Source organism: Bacillus sp. SIMBA_031 (assembly GCF_046535225.1).
In the GTDB taxonomy this organism is placed as follows: Bacteria; Bacillota; Bacilli; order Bacillales; family Bacillaceae; genus Bacillus; species Bacillus velezensis.
Genome location: NZ_JAWRXC010000403.1, coordinates 1 through 259 on the forward strand (window position 1 = coordinate 1; position 259 = coordinate 259).

The 259-nt window shown below is 64.5% G+C and carries 1 protein-coding gene; it reads right to left on the minus strand.

The window, feature by feature from the left end; all coding sequences use genetic code 11:
- Positions 1-259 (minus strand): NAD(P)(+) transhydrogenase (Re/Si-specific) subunit beta (locus tag SB724_RS20795; RefSeq protein WP_410572840.1); only part of this gene is annotated, 259 nt, incomplete at both ends.

A 259-nucleotide genomic window follows, 5' to 3' on the forward strand; every position in this document is an offset into this window, starting at 1 on the left:
GAACCGCCCTTGAATGCCCCGAACAGGATTCCCGCCACGCTGCGGCCCATCGCCGCAGCCATGGCGCGGGTAAGGATGGTTCCTGATGCTCCGACCAGTGTCCCCGCGACCACAAGGAGGACATTTCCCAGCACCAGTCCCGACGCCGCAACGGCCAGTCCGGTAAATGCGTTCAGCAAAGAAATGACGATCGGGACATCGGCGCCGCCCACCGGGAGGACAAGGAGGACGCCAGTCCCCAGTCCGAGAAGCAGAACGG